This window comes from Streptomyces chilikensis (assembly GCF_001642695.1).
Taxonomy (GTDB): domain Bacteria; phylum Actinomycetota; class Actinomycetes; order Streptomycetales; family Streptomycetaceae; genus Streptomyces; species Streptomyces chilikensis.
Genome location: NZ_LWCC02000005.1, coordinates 3,208,428 through 3,223,062, shown reverse-complemented (window position 1 = coordinate 3,223,062; position 14,635 = coordinate 3,208,428). Strand labels below are relative to the sequence as shown.

Annotated in this window: 12 protein-coding genes and 2 tRNA genes; 3 read left to right on the top strand and 11 right to left on the bottom strand. The window is 71.1% G+C overall.

Features of this window, described 5'->3' with window-relative positions; translation table 11 throughout:
- Window positions 1-63 precede the first annotated feature (63 nt).
- The 5 genes from clpX to A2U95_RS14310 all read right to left on the bottom strand — a co-directional run bounded on the left by clpX (window position 64) and on the right by A2U95_RS14310 (window position 4,976).
- Window positions 64-1,353, bottom strand: a complete 1,290-nt coding sequence (gene clpX, locus A2U95_RS14330; RefSeq protein WP_166022547.1) for an ATP-dependent Clp protease ATP-binding subunit ClpX — start codon at window positions 1,351-1,353, stop codon at window positions 64-66.
- A 182-nt stretch (window positions 1,354-1,535) separates the two neighbouring features.
- Entirely contained in the window at window positions 1,536-2,216 is a 681-nt protein-coding gene (locus tag A2U95_RS14325; RefSeq protein ID WP_166022545.1) for an ATP-dependent Clp protease proteolytic subunit, read from the bottom strand.
- A 53-nt stretch (window positions 2,217-2,269) separates the two neighbouring features.
- On the bottom strand, window positions 2,270-2,875 hold the full coding sequence (locus tag A2U95_RS14320; RefSeq protein ID WP_166025208.1) for an ATP-dependent Clp protease proteolytic subunit: 606 nt from the start codon (window positions 2,873-2,875) through the stop codon (window positions 2,270-2,272).
- Window positions 2,876-3,311: 436 nt separating this feature from the next.
- Window positions 3,312-4,703: a trigger factor gene (gene tig / locus A2U95_RS14315; protein WP_166022543.1), complete on the bottom strand. Its 1,392-nt coding sequence runs from the start codon at window positions 4,701-4,703 to the stop codon at window positions 3,312-3,314.
- A 199-nt stretch (window positions 4,704-4,902) separates the two neighbouring features.
- Window positions 4,903-4,976: transfer RNA gene (locus A2U95_RS14310), tRNA-Pro, on the bottom strand.
- Between the two features lie 202 nt (window positions 4,977-5,178).
- Between A2U95_RS14310 and A2U95_RS14305 the strand changes: the two genes are divergently transcribed.
- Window positions 5,179-5,249: transfer RNA gene (locus A2U95_RS14305), tRNA-Gly, on the top strand.
- Window positions 5,250-5,331: 82 nt separating this feature from the next.
- On the opposite strand, the gene A2U95_RS14300 is transcribed toward A2U95_RS14305, so the two are convergent.
- The gene (locus A2U95_RS14300) at window positions 5,332-5,526 is read right to left on the bottom strand and encodes a hypothetical protein (protein ID WP_151773224.1); all 195 of its coding nucleotides are present in this window, start codon (window positions 5,524-5,526) and stop codon (window positions 5,332-5,334) included.
- Window positions 5,527-6,086: 560 nt separating this feature from the next.
- On the opposite strand from A2U95_RS14300, the gene A2U95_RS14295 reads away from it, so the two are divergent.
- On the top strand, window positions 6,087-7,226 hold the full coding sequence (locus tag A2U95_RS14295; protein WP_240957322.1) for an acyltransferase family protein: 1,140 nt from the start codon (window positions 6,087-6,089) through the stop codon (window positions 7,224-7,226).
- 206 nt (window positions 7,227-7,432) lie between these two features.
- On the opposite strand, the gene A2U95_RS14290 is transcribed toward A2U95_RS14295, so the two are convergent.
- The 3 genes from A2U95_RS14290 to A2U95_RS14280 all read right to left on the bottom strand — a co-directional run bounded on the left by A2U95_RS14290 (window position 7,433) and on the right by A2U95_RS14280 (window position 10,159).
- Window positions 7,433-8,590 (bottom strand): PP2C family protein-serine/threonine phosphatase, encoded by a 1,158-nt coding sequence (locus tag A2U95_RS14290; RefSeq protein WP_166022541.1) that lies wholly within the window; start codon window positions 8,588-8,590, stop codon window positions 7,433-7,435.
- Window positions 8,591-8,718: 128 nt separating this feature from the next.
- Window positions 8,719-9,561 (bottom strand): Fpg/Nei family DNA glycosylase, encoded by an 843-nt coding sequence (locus A2U95_RS14285; protein WP_166022539.1) that lies wholly within the window; start codon window positions 9,559-9,561, stop codon window positions 8,719-8,721.
- A gap of 112 nt (window positions 9,562-9,673) precedes the next feature.
- Complete coding sequence (locus A2U95_RS14280) at window positions 9,674-10,159, bottom strand: ribose-5-phosphate isomerase (RefSeq protein ID WP_166022537.1); 486 nt, start codon at window positions 10,157-10,159, stop codon at window positions 9,674-9,676.
- Window positions 10,160-10,407: 248 nt separating this feature from the next.
- Here A2U95_RS14280 and A2U95_RS14275 point away from each other — a divergent pair, with 248 nt between their 5' ends.
- Window positions 10,408-11,838 carry an amino acid permease gene (locus A2U95_RS14275; protein ID WP_166022535.1) on the top strand — a complete coding sequence of 477 codons (1,431 nt, stop codon included), beginning with the start codon at window positions 10,408-10,410 and terminating at the stop codon, window positions 11,836-11,838.
- Between the two features lie 74 nt (window positions 11,839-11,912).
- Here A2U95_RS14275 and A2U95_RS14270 read toward each other — a convergent pair whose 3' ends face one another.
- Entirely contained in the window at window positions 11,913-12,962 is a 1,050-nt protein-coding gene (locus A2U95_RS14270) for a hypothetical protein (protein ID WP_166022533.1), read from the bottom strand.
- Window positions 12,963-13,109: 147 nt separating this feature from the next.
- The gene (locus tag A2U95_RS14265; protein WP_166022531.1) at window positions 13,110-14,543 is read right to left on the bottom strand and encodes an amino acid permease; all 1,434 of its coding nucleotides are present in this window, start codon (window positions 14,541-14,543) and stop codon (window positions 13,110-13,112) included.
- Window positions 14,544-14,635: the final 92 nt, after the last annotated feature.

Below are 14,635 nucleotides of genomic sequence, written 5' to 3'. Positions count from 1 at the left end.
ACCCCGCCCGTGCGAAAGGGGCGCGCCCTGGCGGGCGCGCCCCTTTCGCGTGGACCGGGCCGATCAGGCGGACTTCTGCTCGCCCGTGCCCCGGCCGCCGCGCGCGTCGCGCGGGATGAGGGTGGGGTTGACGTTGGAGTGGACCACGTCGGCGGTGATCACCACGCGGGCGACGTCCTTGCGGGACGGCACCTCGTACATCACCGACTGCAGGACCTCCTCCATGATGGCGCGCAGGCCGCGCGCGCCGGTCTGGCGGAGGATGGCCTGGTCCGCGATGGCCTCCAGCGCCTCGCGCTCGAAGTCCAGCTCCACGCCGTCCAGCTCGAAGAGCCGCTGGTACTGCTTGACCAGGGCGTTCTTCGGCTCGACCAGGATCTGGAGCAGCGCCTCGCGGTCCAGGTTGTGGACGCTGGTGATCACCGGCAGACGGCCGATGAACTCGGGGATCATGCCGAACTTGACCAGGTCCTCGGGCATGACGTCCTCGAACTGGTCCTTGGCGGCCAGCTCCCGCTTGGAGCGGATGGTCGCGCCGAAGCCGATGCCCTTGGCGCCGGCCCGCGACTCGATGATCTTCTCCAGCCCGGAGAACGCGCCGCCCACGATGAACAGCACGTTCGTCGTGTCGATCTGGATGAACTCCTGGTGCGGGTGCTTGCGCCCGCCCTGCGGCGGCACCGAGGCCGTGGTGCCCTCGAGGATCTTCAGCAGGGCCTGCTGGACGCCCTCGCCGCTGACGTCGCGGGTGATCGACGGGTTCTCGCTCTTGCGGGCGACCTTGTCGATCTCGTCGATGTAGATGATCCCCGTCTCGGCCTTCTTGACGTCGTAGTCGGCCGCCTGGATCAGCTTGAGCAGGATGTTCTCGACGTCCTCGCCGACGTAGCCGGCCTCGGTCAGCGCGGTCGCGTCGGCGATGGCGAACGGCACGTTCAGCATCCGCGCGAGCGTCTGGGCGAGGAGCGTCTTGCCGGAGCCGGTGGGCCCCAGCAGGAGGATGTTGGACTTGGCCAGCTCGATGGAGTCCTCGCGGCCCTGGCCGCCGCCGTTCTCACCGGCCTGGACCCGCTTGTAGTGGTTGTACACCGCCACCGAGAGCGCCTTCTTGGCGGGCTCCTGGCCCACCACGTAGCTCTCGAGGAACTGGTAGATCTCCCGCGGCTTGGGGAGCTCCTCCCACCGGGTCTCGCTGGACTCGGCGAGCTCCTCCTCGATGATCTCGTTGCAGAGATCGATGCACTCGTCGCAGATGTACACACCGGGGCCTGCGATGAGCTTCTTGACCTGCTTCTGGCTCTTGCCGCAGAACGAGCACTTGAGCAGATCGCCGCCGTCACCGATGCGTGCCACGGTGTGCTTCCCCTTCGCCTGGGAGCCCCCGGACGCTGGTGCGTCCCCGGTCTCCACGGTGCTGCCTTATGTCGACGGTACCTTGCCTGGCCCCCCGTTCGGGCCCCCCTTGGCAGGGTCCGCTCCGGAACGGATCCGGGCGAACCCCGCCAAGAGGCGGCAGACGTCCTGCCGCGGTCGCGTCAGCGAACGCTGGTGTTGTTCATCTTGCGGGTCGAGATGATCTGGTCGATCAGCCCGTACTGCAGCGCGTCCTCGGCGGTGAGGATCTTGTCACGCTCGATGTCCTCGCGGATCCTCTCCACCGGCTGGGTGGAGTGCTTGGCCAGCATCTCCTCCAGCTGGGAGCGCATCCGCAGGATCTCGTTGGCGGCGATCTCCAGGTCGGAGACCTGGCCGCGGCCGGTCTCGCTGTAGGGCTGGTGGATCAGGACGCGGGCGTTGGGCAGCGCCATGCGCTTGCCGGGCGTGCCGGCCGCGAGCAGGACGGCGGCGGCGGAGGCGGCCTGGCCCATGCAGACGGTCTGGATGTCCGGCTTCACGAACTGCATCGTGTCGTAGATCGCGGTGAGCGCCGTGAAGGAGCCGCCGGGGCTGTTGATGTAGATCGAGATGTCGCGGTCCGGGTCCATCGACTCCAGGCACAGCAGCTGCGCCATGACGTCGTTGGCGGAGGCGTCATCGATCTGCACGCCCAGGAAGATCACGCGCTCCTCGAAGAGCTTCGCGTACGGGTCGTACTCGCGCACGCCCTGGGAGGTGCGCTCGACGAAGCGCGGGATCACGTAACGGGACTCGGCGACCGGAACGGTCAGCTCGGCGCGCGCGCGGTCGTACGGGCCGCTGCCGGGGAAGTCGTTCATTCTCTGTCTCCTGGAAGGCGGGGCGGGGAAGGGCCGGTGTGCGGGTGCGGGCATCAGGCCCCGGTGCCGCCGCCGCCCGGGATGTTGGAGGCCGCGGAGATGACCTCGTCGATGAGGCCGTACTCCTTGGCCTCCTCGGCGTCGAACCAGCGGTCGCGGTCGGAGTCGCGGGTGATCTGCTCGACCGTCTGACCGGTGTGGAACGCGGTCAGCTCCGCCATCTTCTTCTTGGTGTGCAGCAGGCGCTCGGCGTGGATCTTGATGTCCGACGCGGAACCGGCCAGGCCGGCCGACGGCTGGTGGATCAGGATCTCGGCGTTCGGCAGCGCGAAGCGCTTGCCGCGCGTGCCGGCGCTCAGCAGGAACTGGCCCATCGAGGCGGCGAGGCCCATCGCGATCGTCACCACGTCGTTCTTGATGTACTGCATGGTGTCGTAGATCGCCATGCCGGCCGTGATCGAGCCGCCGGGGCTGTTGATGTAGAGGTAGATGTCCTTGTCCGGGTCTGCGGCAAGGAGCAGCAGCTGTGCGGTGATCTTGTTGGCGATGTCGTCGTCGACCGGCTGGCCGAGGAAGATGATCCGCTCGTTGAGCAGCCGGTTGTAGACCTGGTCGCCGAGGCCACCACCGATGGAAGGCTCGCCGGCGGCGGAGGGCATCAGATTCGTCACGTATCCACCTGCTCGTCTTACGACGGCGCCGGGCCGTCTCACGTGTTCTGCCGGGGCGGGGGCGGTGCGTGCCCCTGCAGCGCGCCGCGGTGATCGGCGGCGACGGGGAGACCCCTGCCCTCGTATTCATGGACCCTAACGCGCAGGCAGTCACGTGCCATCCCGGTTCCTGGAGTGTTCGCTGTGAGCGCATGGGAGGGGCGGGACGGGTCCTGCGGCGTCGCGGCCCTCGTCACGACCCGGGTTGCCCGCCGGGCCGCGCCCACACCACCCCGGGGCGCCCCTTCCCCCGGACGCCGCGCCGCCGCCCTCTCCCGGCGGGCACCGGGGAGGGCGGCGGCAGGGAAACGGGACCGGGCCCCGGCCTTCCGCCGCGCGGGGCGGGGAAGGGCGGGGCCCGGTGCGGGCTCGGGGAGCGGGAGGGTCAGCCCTCCTTGGACTCCTCGGAGGCGGACTCCTCGGCGGCGGCCTCGGCGGTCTGGCCCTCGGCCTCCTCCTCGTCCTCGTCGCTCAGGTCGACGACCTCACCGTTGGTGTCCTTGACCGTGGCCGACTCGACGACCATCGCCAGCGCCTTGCCGCGGGCGACCTCGCCGACCAGCATCGGGACCTGGTTGCCCTGGACGACCGCCTGGGCGAACTGGTCGGGGGACATGCCGGAGGACGCCGCACGCCGCATGAGGTGCTCGGTGAGCTCCTCCTGGTTGACGTTCAGCTTCTCCTTGTTGACCAGCGCGTCGAGGACGAACTGGGTCTTGATGCCCTTGACCGCGGCCTCGCGGGTCTCGGTCTCGAACTCCTCGGCGGTCTTGCCCTGGATCTCCAGGTACTTGTCGAGGTCGAGGCCCATCTGACCGAGCTGGTGGTGCTCCAGGTTGTGCTTGCGGGTCTGGATCTCGTCCTCGAGCAGCTTCTCGGGGATCGGGACCTCGATCAGCTCGAGCAGCTTGTCCAGCACGCGCTCCTGCGCCTGCGTGGCCTGGTCGTACTGCTTCATGTTCTCGAGGCGCTTGCGGCTGTCCGCCTTGAGCTCCTCGAGGGTGTCGAACTCCGAGGCGAGCTGGGCGAACTCGTCGTCCAGCTCGGGCAGCTCGCGCTCGGCGACCTGGCTGACCTTGACGGTGATCTCGGCTGCCTTGCCGGCGGCGGAGCCGCCCTTGAGCTCGGAGGTGAAGGTGGCCTCGCCACCGGCCTCCACGCCCTTCACGGCCTCGTCGATGCCGTCCAGCAGCTCGCCCGAGCCGATGGTGTAGCTGACGTCCTTGGCGATGCCGTCCTCGAGGACCTCGCCGTCGACCTTGGCCTCGAGGTCAAGGGTCACGACGTCGCCGTCCGCGGCGGCGCGCTCCACCGGGGAGGTGGTGGCGAAGCGCTCACGCAGCTGCTCGACCGACTTGTCGACGTCCTCCTCGGTGACCTCGACGGCGTCGACCTCGACCTCGATGCCGGAGAAGTCCTCGGGCAGCTCGATCTCGGGACGGATGTCGACCTCGGCGGTGAAGTTCAGCAGCTCGCCGTCCTTGAGGTCCTTGATGTCGACCTCGGGCTGGCCCAGGACGTCGAGCTCGGCCTCGTTGACCGCCTGCGTGTAGAACTTCGGGAGGGCGTCGTTGATCGCCTCCTCGAGCACGGCGCCGCGGCCGAACCGCTGGTCGATGACGCGGGCCGGGATCTTGCCCTTGCGGAAGCCCTTCACCGTGACCTGCTGGTTGATCTTCTTGTACGCCGCGTCGAGGCTGTCCTTGAGCTCCTCGAAGGGCACCTCGACAGTGAGCCGAACCCGAGTCGGGTTCAGGGTCTCCACGGCGCTCTTCACGGTTCGGTCTCCTTGTGGCTGACTGCTTGGGTTCGCCGGGACCAGAGCGGTCCGGCTCCGCGCACCGGGGCGGCTTCGGCGTCAGGCTCTGAGGCTTCACGGCCGACCGCACACGGGCGCGCTTGCATAGTAGCCGCAGCGGCCACACCACCCAAAAGGCGATCACCGGACCCCAAGGGGCGCCCGGTGATCATTTTTGTCGGGGTGGCGGGATTTGAACCCACGGCCTTCCGCTCCCAAAGCGGACGCGCTGCCAAGCTGCGCCACACCCCGTCTGGTGCGATCCGTAGGGTACACGCGGCGCGGGCCCCGGTCCGCCGCTTTCCACGCCGTCGGCCACGGGGTCGTGACGGGGCGTCGGACGGCCTCAAACAGGTGCGCGGGACGGTGCCGCGGAAAAGGGGAGGTGCGGTCGGGTGCGACGACCCGCTACCATGCCTTGTGTCGCCGCGGCCCGGCCGTCGGCGCCACCCTCGCGGGCGTAGCTCAATGGTAGAGCCCTAGTCTTCCAAACTAGCTACGCGGGTTCGATTCCCGTCGCCCGCTCCGACGCCGAAGGCCCGGAGCGAGAAGATCACCTTCTCGCTCCGGGCCTTCGGCCGTCCCCGGCGCGCACCCGTCGCGACGGTCAGATGTTTATCGAATTGATCATCGCCGCCAGCGAATCGAGAAACCTCTGGATGTCGTCGGCCATCCCCGTCGACGCCAGGAAGAAGCCGAAGAACATGGCGACGATCGCCGGCCCCGCCTTGAGGGACCCGCCCCGGATCAGGACGACGAGGACGATCCCCAGCAGAAGCACCACAGACAGTGAAATGGCCACGCCTGATCACACCCTCGGTCGGTCCGCTTGCCGCCATGGGATGTACCCGGCCCATCCCCGGCCAACCCATCGTGCCACCCAACTCGCCGCCCCCACACGGCCGGTGGAGCACCGCGGACACCCGCCGACCACACGTTCGACGCTCGATATAAAAACTACGATCTTACCGGGCGGACCATTCGGCAATTCCTCCGAAAGGCAATGCCGATAATCCCCGCACATCCGTTTCCCCGTATCCACAGACCCCGCGCGACCCCCACGTACGATCATGGGCCCCATGCCCGACTTGGCCGCATTTGAGATGAAAAAGGGATACCTAAAAAGGGGCGTTCGGCCTGCGGACCCCACTCCTCCGCATTGTGCCGATCGTCACAGGAGCAAGAGACATCGCAGGTGAATACGGGGGTATCCGGGGGTGAGGCGGTTATTCACCGACCCTGCGTTTTTCGGATTCGTACAACCGACGCTAGGGTGCCTCAGATGTTTCACGTTGCCTCGTCCCCCTCACGTGCGACGACGAACGTCCGGACTCCCCGCCCCTGCCCGCGGGGTGGTCGCCGGTGAACGCGCCGCCGCAGCCGCACAGCAACCAGCACACCCAGCGCAGCCCCCTCCCCCCCGCGGGGCAGCGCGACTCGTTCTTCGACAACGCCAAGTACCTGGCCATCGTCCTCGTGGCCATGGGGCACGTCTGGGAACCGCTCCGTGAAGGCAACCGCACCATGGGCGTGCTCTACATGGTCGTGTACGCCTTCCACATGCCGGCCTTCATCGTGATCTCCGGCTACTTCTCGCGGTCGTTCGCGTTCAAGCCCCACCAGATCAAGCGCCTGCTGAGCGGCGTGGTGGTGCCGTACATCGTCTTCGAGACCGCCTACTCGCTCTTCCGCCGCTGGGCGCACGAGCCCGACGCCCCGATCAGCCTGCTGGACCCCTGGTACCTGACCTGGTTCCTGGCCGCCCTCTTCGTCTGGCGGCTGACCACCCCGATGTGGCGCTCCCTGCGGCACCCGCTGGCCGTGGCGCTGGCGATCGCCATGCTGGCGACCGTCTCGCCGAAGATCGGCAACGACCTGGACATGCAGCGCGCCCTGCAGTTCCTGCCGTACTTCGTGCTGGGCCTGTGCCTGAAGCCGGAGCACTTCAAGCTGGTGCGCACCTGGCGGATGCGGACCCTGGCGCTGCCGGTCTTCGCCGCGGCGCTGGTCGTCGGCTGGTGGGCCAAGGGCAACATGAACACCGCGTGGTTCTACCACCGCGACGCGGCCCAGGAGCTGGGCGGCGACTGGTGGATCGGTCCGCTGATGACGCTGGGCATGTTCGGCTGCTCGGTGCTGCTCACGGCCTGCTTCTTCGCCTGGGTGCCGGGACGGCGGCTGTGGTTCACCGCCCTCGGGGCGGGGACCATCTCCGGCTACCTGCTGCACGGGTTCCTGGTGAAGGGCGGCATCTGGTTCGGCTGGTTCGACCACGACCTGGCGCGCGGCCCGATGGGCGTGCTGCTGTGCACGGCGCTGGCGGTGGCCGTGGTCACGGTGCTCTGCTCGGCGCCGGTGCGCACGGCGCTGAAGCCGGTGCTGGAGCCGAACCTCGACCGCTTCTTCCGGGAGGACGAGGCCGCCGCGAGGGCGGCCAGGACCGCCGCCCCCGCCGAGGGGCCGGGCACGGCGGACCGTTCCAGGGTCCCGGCCGGCGTCTGACCCGGCGCCACCCGCACGACGGGCACGACGAAGGCCCCGCCGCTCCCGAGGAGCGGCGGGGCCTTCGTCGTGCCCGAGGCGCCGCACCGGTGCGGGCGGGGTGCCGGCCCGGCCCGTACCCGGGGTGGGCGGAGCGCCGGACCGCGCGGAGGCGGGCCGCCGGCCCGTGCGGGAGGCGGCTCCCCGGCCCGTGCGGAGGCGGGCCGTCAGCCCGTGCGGGAGATGAGGAGGAGGGCCCGGTCGTCGTTGACGTCCTTCGCGACGGCCTCGATCAGGTGCCAGGCGGCGCCCTCGAAGCCGCCCGCCACGTACCGGTCGGCCTCGCCGGTGAGCCGGTCGATGCCCTCCACCAGGTCGCGCTCGGCGGTCTCCACCAGGCCGTCGGTGAAGAGCATCAGCACGTCGCCGGGGCGGAGCGAGCCCTTGCAGGGGTCGAACGTGGCCCCGTCGTAGACGCCGAGCAGTGGCCCCTCGGCCGTCTTCTCCTCCCAGCGTCCGGTGCCCGCGCACAGCTGGAGCCCCGGCGGGTGGCCCGCCGAGTAGAGCTCGTAGTCGCCGGTGTCCAGGTCGAGGACCAGGTGGATGGAGGTCGCGAAGCCCTCCTCCCAGTCCTGCCGGAGCAGGTAGCCGTTGGCGGCGGGCAGGAAGGCGTGCGGGGGCAGCGAGCCCAGCAGGCCGCCGAACGCGCCGGACAGCAGCAGCGCCCGCGACCCGGCGTCCATGCCCTTGCCGGAGACGTCGGTGAGGACGACCTCCAGGGTGCGGCCCTCGTTGGTGCGGGCCGCGACCACGAAGTCGCCGGAGAAGGACTGGCCGCCGGCCGGCCGCAGCGCCATCTCCCGGTGCCAGCCGTCCGGCAGGTCCGGCAGCGCGCTCTGCACCCGGATGCGTTCGCGGAGGTCGAACAGCATGGTGCCGCCCCGCCGCCAGGGCACGCCGACCCGGCTGCGGAACTGTGCGACCAGCAGGCCCACGAAACCGCAGGCGGCGACCACCAGCACCACACCGGGGGTGACCCGGGCGAACCCGTCCGGATAGGGCCGCAGGGCCAGTGCCTCCACGATCAGCGCGGTGGCCGCGGCCGCGTAGAGGGCGAGCAGGCTGGCGGGCCGCAGCAGCAGACCGCCCGCCACGATGGGCAGCACCAGGGCCGCCGGGGTGAACCAGACGGCGTTGGCGAGGGTGAGGCTCGCGATCAGGGGAATGGTGAGGAGCAGGGCGACGAAGGCTATCCAGTCCGAGCCGTCGCCCCGGAAGTAGTCGACCGCGGCTTTGCGCAGGCCGATGCGGGCCCGGTGGAACTGCTTCTTCATCCGGGCCGTGAACGTGTCGGCGGCCGAGCGCCTCTTTCGTCCTGCTGCCATCGCTTGGGACCCTATCCAGCGGACCCCCTCCCTGGCACGGGAGGTCCCACTTGTCCCCCGTCCGGGGCCCGATTCGGGCCGGAAGTCCCTGCCTCCCCCGCCCTCCCCCCGGTCGCGCCCTTCGCCGGTCACGCGCCGGGCACGTTCGCGGGCTGGCACCCGGGGCACCAGAACAGGTTGCGCGCGGCCAGTTCGGACACGCGGACGGCCTCCCCGCAGACGTGGCAGGCCTGGCCGGTGCGGCGGTAGACGTAGACCTCGCCGCCGTGGTCGTCGACGCGGGGCGGACGGCCCATGGCCTCGGGGGTGTGCTCGGGGCGGACGGTGTCGATCCGGTTGTTGCGGACGCCCTCGCGCATCAGCTCCACCAGGTCGTCCCAGATCGCCCTCCACTGCCCGCGGGTGAGGTCCCGGCCGGGCAGGTAGGGGTCGACGCCGTGCCGGAAGAGGACCTCGGCGCGGTAGACGTTCCCGACGCCGGCCACCACCTTCTGGTCCATCAGCAGGGCGGCGACGGTGGTCCGGCTGCGCGAGATCCGGCGCCAGGCGGCGTCCGGGTCGGCGTCCTCGCGCAGCGGATCGGGGCCGAGGCGGTCGTGCACCGCCTGCTTCTCGCCGGGGGTGATCAGCGCGCAGACGGTGGGACCGCGCAGGTCCATGAAGGCGGCCGGGCCGGTCAGGCGCAGGCGGACGGTGCCGGCCGGCGGGGGCGGCGGGACGGGGCCGAAGGCGACCTTGCCGAAGAGGCCGAGGTGGACGTGGACCCAGGCGGTGTCCCCGGGGCCCAGGAACCCCGGGAACCCCAGGAACAGGTGCTTGCCGTGCGCCTCCGCGGACGTCATCTCCGTGCCGTCGATCAGGGCCGCGCCGTCGGCGAACTTGCCCTGCGGGCTGCTGACGCGCACCGGGGCGTGCAGGAAGCGCTCGGCGCAGTCCCGGGCGAGCCGGTGGATGGTGTGCCCTTCCGGCACGGCGTCTTCTCCGTTCTGCCCGCGCCACGGCGCGGCCCCCGCACGGGGAGGTGCGGGGGCCGGCGAGGTCCTGGGGCGTGGGGCTGCCGCGGCGTTCCGTCCGCGGCGGCCGTCACTGCTGGGGGTGGTGCGCCGGGATCGGCGGGAGGTCGCCCGTCGTCTCGTACGCGGCGAGCATGTCGATGCGGCGGATGTGGCGCTCGTCGCCGGAGAACGGCGTGTTCAGGAAGATCTCGACGAACTTCGTCGCCTCCTCCTGGGAGTGCATCCGGGCGCCGACGGCCACCACGTTGGCGTTGTTGTGCTCGCGGCCGAGGGCGGCGGTCTGCTCGCTCCAGGCCAGCGAGGCGCGCACGCCCGCGACCTTGTTGGCGGCGATCTGCTCGCCGTTGCCCGAGCCGCCGATCACCACGCCGAGGGAGCCCTCGTCGGCCGCGGTGCGCTCCGCCGCGCGGAGGCAGAACGGCGGATAGTCGTCCTGGGCGTCGTAGACGTGCGGGCCGCAGTCCACCGGCTCGTGGCCGGCGGCCTTCAGCCACTCGACGAGGTGGTTCTTCAGTTCGTAACCGGCGTGGTCGGAGCCGAGATAGACGCGCATGGTCCGAGTGTGACATGGACGCGCGTGCCCGCCGCGCACGGGGCGGCGATTTCAGGAAGGCCCTGATCACCGGAAAATGTGACCTCCGCCATAGGAGCCAAGGCAAAACCCAGATAAAAATCCGGAACCCAAGGTTCCAAGGATCTTCCTCCTCCGTTTCACTGAACCGTCGCTCCGGCGAAGCCCCCGCACGCCCCACAAGGGCGGGGGAACACCACACGCACCATCCCGGCGTAAGGAACAGCTCCATGACTTCTGGCGGACACGAGGGCTCCGGCCTTCAGACCGGCCTCAAGAACCGGCACCTGACGATGATCGCCATCGGCGGCGTCATCGGCGCGGGCCTCTTCGTCGGTTCGAGCAGCGGCATCGCCGCCGCCGGACCCGGCATCCTGCTGTCGTACGCCCTGGTGGGCGCGCTCGTCGTGTTCGTGATGCGGATGCTCGGCGAGATGTCGGTCGCCAACCCGACCTCCGGGTCCTTCTCCGCCCACGCGGACCGCGCGCTCGGCCGCTGGGCGGGCTTCTCCATCGGCTGGCTCTACTGGTTCTTCTGGGTCGTCGTGCTGGCCGTCGAGGCGACGGCGGGCGCGGTGATCCTGGAGGGCTGGATCCCGGCCGTCCCGCAGTGGGCCTGGGCGCTGATCGTGATGGTCGTGCTCACCGCGACCAACCTGGCCTCCGTCGGCAACTACGGCGAGTTCGAGTTCTGGTTCGCGGGCATCAAGGTCGTCGCCATCGCCGCGTTCATCGCGATCGGCCTGCTGGCCATCTTCGGGGTGCTGCCGGGCGTCGACGCCGAGCAGGCCTCCTGGTCCAACCTGACCGAGCACGGCGGGTTCCTGCCGCACGGCGCCGGCGCGATCCTGACCGGTGTCCTGCTGGTCGTCTTCTCCTTCATGGGCTCCGAGATCCCGACGCTGGCCGCCGGTGAGGCCGAGGACCCGCAGAAGGCCGTCACCCAGGCCACCAACAGCATCATCTGGCGGATCGGCGTCTTCTACCTGGGCTCGATCCTGGTGGTCGTCACCCTGCTGCCGTGGGACTCGAAGAAGATCGCCGAGGACGGCTCGTACGTGGCCGCGCTCGACTCGCTGGGCATCCCGCACGCCGGCCAGATCATGAACTTCATCATCCTGACCTCGGTGCTCTCCTGCCTGAACTCCGGCCTGTACACCGCCTCGCGCATGGCGCACTCGCTCGGCCGTCGCGGCGACGCGCCGAAGGCGTTCGCCACCACCACGGGCAACGGCGTGCCGCGGGTGGCGATCCTGGCCTCGGTGGTCTTCGGCTTCGTCGCGGTGTTCTTCAACTACGCGTTCCCGGACACGGTCTTCCTCTTCCTGCTGAACTCCTCCGGCGCGGTGGCGCTGTTCGTGTGGCTGGTGATCTGCGTGTCGCAGCTGCGCATGCGGCGGATCGTGATGCGGGAGGCGCCGGAGAAGCTGGTCGTGAAGATGTGGCTCTTCCCGTACCTGACGTGGGCGTGCATCGCGTTCATCGTGTTCGTGATCGGCTACATGCTGACGGACACGGAGAACGGCGGACGGGACACGATGCTGCTGTCGCTGCTGGTGGCGGCCGTCGTGGTCGGGGTCGCCCTGGTCCGCCGGGGCCGCACCGGCGGCGCCGCCCCCTCCGACGAATCCTCCCCGTCGCGGCCGGCCGCCGAGGTCTGACGCGCCGCCCCCTCCCCCGCCGCGACCCCCGCCGCCCGACCGGGCGGCGGGGGTCGCGGCGTCCTGGCGGCGGGTCAGCGCGGGAGGATCCGCAGGGGGGAGGCGGGACGGTGGTCGAGGGCCGCGGTCAGGGCGGTGCGGACCAGGGCGGCCTGGTGCTCCATGCCCTGGTCGGTGGTGAGGCGGAGGCGGGGGACGCGGACCACCCTGACCCCGAGCCGCTCCAGCCGCTCCCGTTTCCCCGCGTCCCCCGGCGCCTCGAGCTCCACGGCCACCGCCCGCTCCGGCCAGTACGCGTCCACCGCCCCCAGCGACGGGCCGTCCGGCAGCCGGAGCTCGACGTTCCACACCGGGTCGGGCAGCCCGTGCTCCCGGGCCATCCGGTACAGGCGCTCCTCCGCCGCCGCGCGTCCCTGGGCCACCAGGACGTCCATGGCCTCCGCCACCCGGGGCCGCCCCGTCAGCCGCCCGCGGCGCAGCTCCCGCAGCAGCGCGGCGGGCTCGCAGTGCCCGTCCTGGACCGCCTCGCCGAACAGCCGCCGGACGGTGAGGGCCCCGGCGTCCTCCGGCAGGTGCGCCACCGCGTCCGCGACGGCCCGCTCGACCGGGGCCGCCGGTACCCCGGCCACCGCCTCCGGCACCGGCATCCGGGCGGTGCGCACCACCCGCGCGCAGCCGGTGGAGCGGACCCGGCGGGCGCGCGGCACCAGGACGTCGACGGCGTCCAGCCGGGAGAGCGCGGGCGCCGAGGAGAAGCCGCGCAGGGCCAGCGCGGCCAGGCCGGTGACCACCGCGTCCGCGTGCGGCGGGTCGTCCCGCCGCGGCTGGACCGGAACGGCGGTGGCCTCCCGCCCCTCCCCCGGCGAGGACGCGGCGGACTCCCGGCGGGAGGCGTAGAGCAGGGCCGCGTGCAGCCGCTCCTCCCCGGTCGGCGCGCCCTGCCGCAGCAGGTAGACGCCGGGCAGCAGCCGCTGCCAGGACCCGCCCGGCCGGCACCGCGCCCCGGCCTGGGCGGACGTCACGCCGTGGGCGCGCAGCTCGGCGGCGGTGACGAGCAGGCGCGCCCCGGAGGGGGCGGCGGGGCGGGAGGAGAGCAAGGGGTTCACGGGGAAGTCGTGCGTCATGTTCCCTTGCTTCCCCCGTACGGAGCAGCACCCGACCCCTGTTACAGGCCCGTCGAGGAACGCTGACCGTTCCGCCATGTTCCGGGGAACAGACGCGCGATAGGGGGCGGGGAGCCGACGGGCGCCGCCCCGGCGGGCGCCGCGCCGCTACGCGGCCGTGCGCCCGCCGCGTCGCTGCGACACGTACCCCGTGACGGCCAGGACCAGGGTCAGCGCCCCGGTCGAGAGCACCTGGACGCGGGTGCCCGGCTCCAGCAGCATCAGCACGAAGATCGTCAGGATGCCGGCCGTCGCGACCCAGGTGAGCCAGGGGAAGGCCCACATGCGGACCGTCAGCCGGGCGGGCTCCTCGCGCTCGAGCCGGCGGCGCAGCACCAGCTGGGAGACCGCGACGAAGAGCCAGATCACCAGGATGACCGCGCCGATCATGTTGAGCAGCCAGGCGAACACGTCGTCCGGACGCCAGTAGCTGAGCAGCACGCAGAGGAACCCGAAGGCGGAGGAGGCCAGCACGGCCGCCCGCGGTACCCCGCCGGTGACCCGGCCGAGGGCCTTGGGGCCCTGTCCGCGCCGGACCAGGGAGAAGGCCACCCGGGAGGCGGTGTAGGTGTTGGCGTTCATCGCCGACAGCAGCGCGACCAGGACGACCACGTTCATGATCTGGCCGGCGCCCGGGATGCCCAGGGTGTCGAGGGCGGCGACGTAGGGGCCCTTCTCGACCAGGGCCGGGGAGTTCCACGGCACCAGGAGCACGATCACGGCCATGGAGCCGATGTAGAAGAGGCCGATCCGCCACATCGCCGTGCGCACGGCGCTCGCCACGCCCCGCACCGGGTCCTCCGACTCGGCGGCGGCCACGGTGACGGACTCGATGCCGCCGTAGGCGAAGACGGAGGCCAGCAGACCGATGATCAGGCCGTGCACCCCGCCCGGCATGATCTCGGAGAGGCCGGCGGGGTCCGCCCCGTCGCTGCCGGGCAGGAGCCCCGCGACGGCCAGCACGCCCAGCGCCAGGAAGGCGACGATGGCCACCACCTTGAGGGCGGCGAACCAGAACTCGAACTCGCCGAAGTTCTTCACCGCGGCCAGGTTGGTCCCGGTGAAGACCGCCATGAAGAGGGCGACCCACATCCACTCCGGGGTGCCGGGCAGCCAGCCCGTGACGATCTTCGCCGCGCCGATGCCCTCCAGTCCGACGGCGGTGGAGAGCATCACCCAGAACGCCCAGCCGGAGGTGAAGCCGGCCCAGGGGCCGATGGCCCGCCCGGCGTGCGAGGAGAAGGAGCCGGAGGAGGGGTGGGCGGCGGACATCTCCCCGAGCATCCGCATCACCAGCATGACCAGCAGGCCGGAGACCGCGTAGGCGATGACGATCGACGGTCCGGCGGCGGCGATGCCCGCGCCGGAGCCGACGAACAGGCCGGCGCCGATCACCCCGCCGAGGGCGATCATCGACAGGTGACGCTGCTTGAGGCCGTGGCCGAGGGAGCCGGACTCCGGGGCGGACGGATCGTGCGCGGGGGCCGCGGACGACGACGGGGTCTCCGTCACCGCCGCGGTCTCGGGGGTGGTGCGTGACATGGCAGTGAGTCTGGTCGACGCCGACGGGGTTCGGTGCCTGCGCCCGGAATGCGAACGGCCACAATTCGGAGCGTGATATTCCGCTTACCCTC

Coding starts and splice junctions, on each gene's coding strand:
- A2U95_RS14325 (WP_166022545.1), bottom strand. CDS start 2,216: ATGAACGACTTCCCCGGCAGCGGCCCGTACGACCGCGCGCGCGCCGAG.
- A2U95_RS14320 (WP_166025208.1), bottom strand. CDS start 2,875: ATGCCCTCCGCCGCCGGCGAGCCTTCCATCGGTGGTGGCCTCGGCGAC.
- A2U95_RS14290 (WP_166022541.1), bottom strand. CDS start 8,590: ATGGCAGCAGGACGAAAGAGGCGCTCGGCCGCCGACACGTTCACGGCC.
- A2U95_RS14280 (WP_166022537.1), bottom strand. CDS start 10,159: ATGCGCGTCTATCTCGGCTCCGACCACGCCGGTTACGAACTGAAGAAC.
- A2U95_RS14275 (WP_166022535.1), top strand. CDS start 10,408: ATGACTTCTGGCGGACACGAGGGCTCCGGCCTTCAGACCGGCCTCAAG.
- A2U95_RS14270 (WP_166022533.1), bottom strand. CDS start 12,962: ATGACGCACGACTTCCCCGTGAACCCCTTGCTCTCCTCCCGCCCCGCC.
- A2U95_RS14265 (WP_166022531.1), bottom strand. CDS start 14,543: ATGTCACGCACCACCCCCGAGACCGCGGCGGTGACGGAGACCCCGTCG.